This window comes from Paenibacillus sp. sgz302114 (assembly GCF_056120345.1).
Map to the genome: position 1 here is coordinate 517,625 of NZ_JBVYOI010000004.1, position 9,824 is coordinate 527,448.

The 9,824-nt window shown below is 42.0% G+C and carries 4 protein-coding genes and 1 pseudogene; all 5 read left to right on the plus strand.

Annotated elements, in window-relative coordinates; all coding sequences use genetic code 11:
* Nucleotides 1-178 precede the first annotated feature (178 nt).
* Entirely contained in the window at nt 179-1,621 is a 1,443-nt protein-coding gene (locus AC0LWF_RS14495; RefSeq protein ID WP_474652227.1) for a fibronectin type III domain-containing protein, read from the plus strand.
* Nucleotides 1,622-1,664: 43 nt separating this feature from the next.
* Entirely contained in the window at nt 1,665-2,819 is a 1,155-nt protein-coding gene (locus tag AC0LWF_RS14500; RefSeq protein WP_474652228.1) for a fibronectin type III domain-containing protein, read from the plus strand.
* 39 nt (nt 2,820-2,858) lie between these two features.
* Complete coding sequence (locus AC0LWF_RS14505) at nt 2,859-8,474, plus strand: S8 family serine peptidase (RefSeq protein ID WP_474652229.1); 5,616 nt, start codon at nt 2,859-2,861, stop codon at nt 8,472-8,474.
* Nucleotides 8,475-8,492: 18 nt separating this feature from the next.
* Nucleotides 8,493-9,215, plus strand: a complete 723-nt coding sequence (locus AC0LWF_RS14510) for a hypothetical protein (RefSeq protein WP_474652230.1) — start codon at nt 8,493-8,495, stop codon at nt 9,213-9,215.
* Between the two features lie 285 nt (nt 9,216-9,500).
* Nucleotides 9,501-9,671 (plus strand): annotated as a pseudogene (locus AC0LWF_RS14515) (NAD-dependent malic enzyme); the annotation flags it as partial.
* Nucleotides 9,672-9,824 lie beyond the last annotated feature (153 nt).

Here is a 9,824-nt window from a genome sequence, read left to right on the forward strand (position 1 = left end):
TTTCAGAAAGCGAGATGGCGCCTAATATTGAAATAATTGGATAAACAACATATTCAATCAGAACAAAGACTGAATATAAGAATTTATCATGAATAAGGGATGATTTAAGAATTGATCCTTTTAGAAGGATACTCTTATCCTAATGTCAACCATTACTTAACAAAAGGAGTAAACTGCCATGATTTACATCACCAGAAGCATGAGGAAAATTAAAGAAACGTATATCACATTAAAGAGTAATTACAAATCTATTACTTTACTCATCTTAAGTGTCATGTTAATAATCTTTTTTTCAGAGAGTCGCGTTAAGGCAGAAGAGGATATAGATATATTGGGGCATTATACGCCAAGTATCTCGGTATCTTATAACACGGCACCAACGAGCCAACCTATTACAGTAAGAGTTGATGGAGATACGAATGATGGAGATTTTACTGAAGTTGATTATATTGGTCTTGCAGAAGGTACGTATACGACCTCTACGTTTACAGGTGGCCTAACGGGTACTTTTGTTCCTGATCCAAGTGGTGGTGGTAAAGCCTATTCTACATTTACCATAACTCACAACGGTACCTACACCGCCTATGTTCATGTGAGTAAAGCCGCAGTTTACGTCTTTACCGTAACTAACATGGTAGATGCAACACCTCCGACTGCACCTTCCAATCTGGTAAGTCCCAATAAAACGAGTTCATCAGTAGATTTAAGCTGGTCAGCTTCAACCGATAATGTAAGCGTTTCCGGATACAATGTCTATAAGGATTCTACGCTCGTTGGCTCTACTACTGGGGCCACGACTTATTCTGTAACCAGCCTGACTCCGAGTACGGCTTACACCTTTTCTGTAAGAGCTAAAGATGCGGCCGGTAATATATCCGCCAGCAGTAACGTACTCAGCATAACGACAAATATTGCTGGGGATACAATCCCACCATCCGCACCTACTAATCTGGTGAATTCGAGTAAAACCAGTTATGCGGTGAATTTAAGTTGGAGCGCTTCAACCGATAATGTGGGGGTCACAGGATATGATGTGTACCAAGGTTCGACAATAATCGGCTCCACGACTGGTGCCACGGCCTATTCAGCCATTGGATTAATCCCGAATACTATATACAACTTTTCAGTAAAAGCCAAAGATGCAGCCACTAATGTATCTGCTAGCAGCAATGCACTTAGTGTAACAACCAATCCCGATTCAAGCTTTGTCTCGGAGGCAGGTAATACCGTGGATACAGCATATGCAGTTGGCCTAGATACACCATATTCTGCTTATGTCGATTCAGTATCAGATGTGGATTATTTTAAGTACACCGCAAGTGCAAATGAAATGGAGAAACTTACGCTCAATGTTCCAACAGATAAAAACTATGATGTATATCTGTACAATGCCTCGATGGATATTGTTGCGGTCGGATTGCACAAAACAGGCGTCAAGGAGAGCGTTCTGTTTGAGGTTAGTGCGGGAAATTCCTACTATATGAAAGTGGTAGGTACGAATGGTGATTATGGGCCGATGATTTACTCATTAAATCTTTCCAAGACGCTCGTAAATTATCAAACCAGTTACACATACGATGACAACGGAAATTTGAAGACGAAAACGACTACTCAATTCTAGCATCTTCAGCCTTACAGAATAGGAAAGAAGGGAACTTGAATACATGCCAAAACTCTTAAAACAAATCATTGCGCGGTATAGTGGCTTAAAGCAGAGAGGGAAATCTAAGTCCATCACAGTATTCTTGATAAGTTCAGCACTGATCCTTGTGTTTACAGGTAGTGTTGTCTTTGCCGATGATATAAAAGCGCTCATGCACTATGCCCCAAGTGTAGACGTCTCGTATAATACGACACCTACTAATCAGCCTTTTCAACTAGAGGTTCGGGGGTATACCAATGATGGGGATTTCACTGAGGTATATGATGTAGGGCTTGCTGAAGGTACGTATACGACCACAACATTCCCAGGGCCGCATAAAAGTCCAATTCTAGACTCCGGTGGAAATGGACATGCTTCATTTACAATTACACATAATGGTACCTATACAGCGTTTGCAGAGGTTAGTAAATCTGCAGTCTACGTATTTACAGTTACCAATTTTGATTCAACACCGCCAGCTGCACCTGCAAATTTGGTAAGTCTCAATACTAGCAGCACTACTGTAGATTTAAGCTGGTCAACCTCAACTGATAATTTGGGAGTAGCAGGATACGACATCTATCGAGGCTCTAGATTGATTGGTTCAACGACTGGAGCTAGTGCAACGACCTTTACCGCAGTTAATTTGATATCTAACACTTCCTATACCTTTTCGGTGAAAGCTCGAGATGTGGCGGGAAATATATCTACTAGCAGCAATACATTTTCTGTATTAACCACTCCAGACACAGTAGCTTCAGTAGCGGAGTCAGGAAACACTGTCGATACGGCCTATGCGATTAGTTTAGATAAAGGATCCTCGGCGATGGTGGATTCACCAGCAGATGTGGATTATTTCAAATATACACCGACGACAAGCGAAATTGACAAATTAGCGCTCAGTGTTCCAACGGGTAAAAATTACGATGTCTACATTTACGATTCCACTATGGATATAGTAGCGGCTGGGATGCATCAATCAGGGGTCAGCGAAAGCAGTGTAATTCAATTGAATGGTGGAAGCATCTATTATATTAAGGTTGTAGGTGTAAACGGAGATTATGGAACTACGCCCTATATCCTAAGCCTGTCTCAAATGAGGTTAAAATATCAAACGAGCTATCAGACGGATATAAACGGCACTTTGACGCTTAAAACAGTAACGGTGACGAGTTAATGCTGGCACTTAAAACAGACATAATATGGAGGTTATCTCGTGAAGCTATCATCTTATAAATATATCAGCTGGCTGCTAATGCTGACGCTACTTCTTTCCATCTACCCCGCTAGTCCTAGCGGAATAGCAAATGCAAAAGGAGCAGTCTCACAAGAACAGACGTACATTATTAAGTTTAAAGATAAAGACAAGGGTGAGCAATCACTTCGAAAAAAGAAGAAAAAGATGAAGCATCATATGACACATCTGTCCTATGTTTCTACCACACTTACGCCGGATGAAGTCACTAGCTTGAAGAAAGATAGCAACGTAGCGTATATCGAGAAAGATCAACCGATTAAAATGTTAGCCGATACGGTGAATCCTAACTTAACGCAAATTCATGCAGAAGGAGCGCAGCAACTCGGTCTCTCCGGCAGAGGTGTGAAAGTGGCAGTTGTGGATACGGGTATCAACACACAAAATCCAGATCTGCACGTAATTGATGGTGCTTCGTTCGTACCAAATGAAACCTCCTACACCGATACGAACGGCCATGGCACGACGGTGGCGGGGATTTTGGCTGCAGCTCAAGATAATCAAGGCTTACTTGGTGTTGCGCCTAATGTTGACCTGTATTCACTCAAAGTACTAGATAAAAACGGATTAGGTTCTTATAGTCAAGTTATTGAAGCACTCGATTGGGCAATCGATCATCATATTGATATCGTATCCATGTCCTTCGGCGGAACTCAGTTCTCAAGCGCATTGCAGGAAGCGATGCAAAAGGCGCATGATAACGGGATTCTGCTCCTCGCTGCAACCGGTAACGACGGAAGTAATATGGTGGATTATCCGGCTCAGTTTTCAACGGTTATTGGTGTTGGCGCTGTAGATGCACTAAACCAGCATGCCAGTTTCTCGAATACGGGCAGCCAAGTTGAACTGGTAGCCCCTGGTGTCGATATCTCTGGCTATATGTTGAATAATACATTAAATCAAGCAAGCGGTACGTCACTGGCGGTTCCGCACGTTGCTGGTATAGCTGCACTGTTAAAACAAAATCATCCTGAGTACACCAATGATCAGATTCGTCAAGTTCTGGATATTACGGCTAAACAGTTAGGCAGTTCTGATCAATATGGCTATGGCTTGGTGGATGCGACAGCGGCAGTGGCAGCCAAAAGTCTTTCGGGACAAGAACCGGCCGTGTCGCAAGCGAATCAGGCTTTACCGTCCCAAATCGACACATTAGCTAGTCAGTATGGAGTGACAACGCAGTTCATTCAAGATCAGTTGAATGCCGGACATTCGTTGAAAGATGTGGCGGATGCGCTGCAATATCAAAAAACGAATGGCGGTACTTTCGATGCTGCTTTGGCGAAAGTGGCGCCAACCACTATCAATAACTCATCAACTGCAAACAGTAGCATCAATAGTGATTACGGTAGTGGAACCGTAGATACGACTCCGGATCAGGCCTTGGTAATTACACAGACTGTCGACAATAATGCTTTGAATTTTGGTAAGATCCACCCGGATCGGGAGCAATTTGCAATTACATCCAATACTGAGAGTATTTCCGCACTATCTGGAGATGTCTCACTATCTTATACGGATTTCACATTGCCTGGTCGTGGCGGTATGTCATTTGCCCTAATGCAAAGTTACAGCAGTGAAAGCTCGCAGTTTTATGAGGCGAACGGAGATGATTCTGTCTCGACTCCAAGTGATGAAACGATGTTCCCGATAGGTAAAGGCTGGAGCTGGAATATTCCGTATCTCGAGAATATAGGAAGTTCCCAGTATATTCATATGGCTTCGAAAGGTACCTATCAGATCAGCAACGGTAAGTTGATTGGTTACCCGTGGAGCGATCTGACTTTTAAAACAGATACGAGTGTTACGGAGAGTGGAAGTACGTCTGCTTATGTGCTGATATCAATTGACGGAGATAAACAGTACTTTAATTCTGCAGGTCAATTAATACAGCTGTCAGATTATTACAGCAATAATGCAATTCAATTTACTTACACGATGAATGCGACGTATAACCGTTCCTTATTAAGCAGCATAAAAGATGCGCTGGGTAATACGTTGTCAATTACTTACACGACATCCAAAGTGGTGATAACCTACGGTACCAAAACCGTTACGTTGAATAAAACGGCGCAAAACGGGAAAGAACTGCTTTCCTCCGTCGTCGATCCTGTTGGACGTAAGACAACGTATAGCTATAATGTTGCGAATGCTAGTTTTAATATGTTGGGTACAACACCGAACACGAATAATCCGTATGCGCTCTTAACTAGCATTATTTATCCGACAGGTGCGAAATCCATTTACACGTTTGAGCCCAATCCAGTCACACGATACTTGGGGTCTTACTCGGTAAATCAGGTATATCGCATAAGCTCACGTAAAGATATGATCACCTATACGAATGGGACGACAGGTTATGCCGATTATCGTTCCTATTCTTACGTGGGCGACATGGGAAGCACTTATGGGACCAATGTAACGTTCTCGACCGTTGAAAGTGACGGTTTGAAGAACACGACGTATACGAATAAAAAGAATGATAACGGTGCAAATGCGCTAGCCGATTACTACAATACCGTAATCACTAGTGTTGCTGGAAAGATGAGACGCACGACGACAATCACCTACGACGAGGCGAATCATTATCCGACGCCACTTATCACAACGACGCAAACGACGGACACAGTGCTTAATCAGAGCTCGCCAGCTGTAATGACGAGCCAAACTTTGGATGAGTATGGACATGCGTTGACAAGTACAAATGCGCTAAACGTGACGGTGACCAATACGTATGATCCGGTTACGCATTGGCTGAAGTCAACCAGCAAGCCGGTAAGTGCGACACAAACGCAATATATTTCTTATGTCCGCAGCATCCCGAATAACCCGATGATAACCGAAAGAACTACTCAGGATGGCGATGCGAACGGTGCCATATTGAATAAAGTAAAGTATGAGAATATCGATGCTTATGGCAATTCGCAAACGGTTCGAACTACGGATACCGGAAGAGATGTTCTGGAGCAAATCCAATATGGCGTAGCGTTCCAATATGGATTTCCGACTCAGAGAACCCTTCAGGTGATGGATGCGGACGGAGTAGTAAGCAGCATCAATCGCTACTACGAATACGATATTTCTAATGGACTGCAAACCAAGATTACAGATGGAAAAGGAAATGTGACGTCGTACCAATATGATAATATCGGTCGTATTAAGACAACAACAAATCCTGGTTCTACTACCGTAAGCATTATTTATGACGATGTGAATAATGTGGAAACAGTGACCGATGAAACCGGTGTCCAGCAAGTAACAGCATATACGCCGCTGGGTCTACCATCGGAATCGTACAATAATAATGGTTCGAAGAAAGATAGCTATTTCCAAACCAAATATGATCAATTTGGAAATGTATTGACGGAGTCGGATACGGTTGGTACAACGCAATACAGTTACGATGCTTGGGGACGACAGTTGACAGCAACAAGCCCTAATGGCGGCGTGGAGCAAACCCAGTATGACGATATCAATAACACGATGACCACGACTGATGCTGAACTGACGATGTATCGCGACTCGTATGATAAGCTGGGAAGGCTTATTAAAAAAGAAGAGTTGTATGCCGACCCTACCAAGAACCAGACCATTGGTACGTACACCTATGACAATGTCGATAAGGTGCTGACATCTATTGATGGTCGAGGATATGTAACTACTTATGGATACAATACGCTGGAACAACTGGCGAGCGTATTGAATCCCAAACAAGAACTAACCTCGTATGAGTATAGCTTAAAGGGTGACTTAACAAAGATCACCTACCCGGACTCCAGTACGTTACAAAAGAAATATGATGAACTGGGGCGCCTTATTCAGACAACCGATCAAAAAGGCAAGCTTGAGAGATTATATTATGACGGCAATGACAATCTGATTAAAATGATCGATCGCAATAATCAGACTACCACGTTCGATTATCAGAATCGAAACTGGCTCTGGCATAAGATTACGAGCGATGAGACGATTACATATACGTATGATGGTGCAGGTCGTCGTCTTACCATGAATGATCAGACGGGATTGACATCATATGCATACACACCATTGACCAAACAGTTAGACACAGTTACCTTACCGGGCAACAAAACGTTAAAGTATCAGTACGACATCCAAGGCAGAAGGCAGCAGATGACAGATCCGTTCGGGCAGACGCTATATTATAGTTATAATACTTTAGACCAGCTAACGGGTGTCAGCGCAGTTTCAGCACCTACTGCTACAGATTATGAGGCGCAATATCAGTATTATAAGAACGGTCTTATGAAGCAGATTCAACAAAAAAACAGCCTGGTCTCGACTTTTGCATATGACCACGGACGGTTGATCGATTTGTTCCATAAGCAATCAAACGGAACGATTGTTAATGCGAATACATATACGTATGATGCAAATGACAACATGACTTCTAAGACCGAAAATGATGACATTACCACTTCGTTTGCTTATGATCCTCTCAACCGTATCATGTCGAATGATCAGACAAATGAGTCATATAACTATGACAATCGAGGAAATCGCAACAACTACCAAAACGTTGCCGGCTTTGATACTTCGAATAGCACGTATAGCTATGATAAGAAGAATCAGTTGACGTCTGTTTCTTCGACAGATGGCAAGAATGTATCCTACAAGTACAACGGTGATGGTTTGCTGTACGAGCGTACAGAGAACGGTACGACGACACGATATTATTATGATAGAGACAACGTGATTGCCGAAGCGACAATTGTAGGCGGCGTTCCTCAGCTTAAAGCCAGATATATTCGAGGCGGTTCGGATCTCATTGCTCGTCAGGATGCAGCGGGGAATAAAGCGTACTATCTCAAGAACGGTCATAGCGATGTGGTGGAGCTGCGAGATAGTAATGCAGTGAAGTTAAACAGTTACACGTATGACATCTGGGGTAATCCACTAAAGACAAGCGAAACGATAGAGAATCCATTCCGCTATTCGGGCGAGTATTGGGAAAAATCGACATCGTTGCAGTATTTAAGAGCGAGATGGTATGATCCAGGTGTAGGTCGGTTTATTAATGAGGATACGTATGAAGGGCAGATTAATAATCCTCTTACCTTGAACCTTTATACGTATGTTGAAAATAATCCGTTAACTCATTGGGATCCTACTGGACATTGTGGTGCTAACAATCCAAATATGCCAAGATGTAGTGGACCACGTGCTTTTACGTCATCACCTGTCGTCCCTGCTCGATCTATGGCTCCAGGTTCGGCCCCTAAAACCATGGGAAGTACTCCAAATGGAAATAGTAAGGCTAGTACTAAACCACAACATGGTTATGAAATTTCAATAAAGGCAACTGGAAATGTAGGAAAAACGGGTATTAGTGGGCAACCATTAAATAAAAATGGTACATCCCCACGCGCAAATGCTCAAGTGAGTAAATTGAATAAACAGGTAGGATATGATAAATACGAGGCGAAAGTTGTAAAAACCAATATTCCTAATCGCCAAAATGCTCTTGATTGGGAAAGACAAAATGCTCAGCGACTTAAGGATCAAGGAAATTCAATGAGCTTACATCAAAGACCACAACCATGGCGGTTTCAATAAGGAGAGGATAAAGTGTATTTGTCAGAATTTGATTTAGATTTACCATATGTGATCAGTGATGAAGTGGTTTGTTCGATAATGAACGAAAAAGAGTGTGACTATCATGTAGCGACTAAAATAGACTATGAATTGAATTGGAAGGAGAAACAGCGTTCTTTTAGATTGGAAACACGTTGTGTTACTGCAATGTACGAGCGGCTATTTGGAAAAATGAAGACTGAAAATTGTTGGAAGATACTTGTAGAATGCGTTGAGAAAATAGATGAAACTCGAATACTCAATCTATCTGGAGTGGTTACAGTACAAGTTGAGCATAATATTGAAAATTTTAATTCTCTGAGTGAATATGAGAAAAAGAAGACTACACTTTATCTTCTTATGAACGGGATTGAGAGGATATCTAGAGATATGGGATGGGCGTTTGAACCCTTTAGAGAAATATCTTCGCAAATAGAGCTAACAAGGTATATAAACGAATGGGTATGGAAAAAAGCAGTAAAAAGTCCGAGAAAGGAATACTATGCTGAAGTAATTTGCCAACATAATGTGTTGAGCATGGATATTTCAATCGTGGTCAAGAAGAAAGGGGGGGGGGAAATCCAACGGAATATGGTTATTTCAGAACTTCCTGATGAGTTTGCATATTCTAAACATCTAGGTGAAGTACGGTGGTTATCTGACAATGAGGTTGCCTTAATTAATAAAAAAGGAGAAATACTGAACACAGTAAAAATTGTATAAATAATTCAAATCAAGCCTTGATTGGCTATACGCTTTCAAGGTTTCTTTTTTTTGTGTTGGGTGATGAACTCAATAAAATATTTTCATTAATGACATTAGTGTCGGACGACAAGAACATCTATACAACTAAGTCGCATAAAATGCGGCTTTTTTTATTTATTGTATATAAGTTCTTGTCGTTTGTACAAGACAAGAACTTCTATACAAAACCAAATTAGGACAAGAACTTCTATACATGACCGGTGGGATTAAAACACGCGAGTTAAACGATGTCGAAGGACAACCGTGATTGCGGATGCGGACGTCTTCATCGGAGTGTCGCGGAGGCGTTTGCTCAATGGAGAGGACGTCGTGGCCGTGTTTGTAACGGGACGAAGCGATTATCCGAACCAGATCAACAACATACTCGTGTTCCCAGGCTTGTTCCGCGGAGCGCTTGACTGCCGACGTGAAATCGGCAGCCTGTTCCGCTAAACCAGCTAATATCTTGTCAACATTTTTCATTAGAAGCTCGAAAAATTACTGCTATACTAGAATCTGAGCAAGATAAAGAACCCTCCGAAAGTAATTTGGAAGGTTTTTCTTGTGTTGGTTGCTTAGTCCAAATTC

Excerpts from the sequence above, each read along its gene's own strand:
- AC0LWF_RS14495 (WP_474652227.1), top strand. The coding sequence starts at position 179 with ATGATTTACATCACCAGAAGCATGAGGAAAATTAAAGAAACGTATATC.
- AC0LWF_RS14500 (WP_474652228.1), top strand. The coding sequence starts at position 1,665 with ATGCCAAAACTCTTAAAACAAATCATTGCGCGGTATAGTGGCTTAAAG.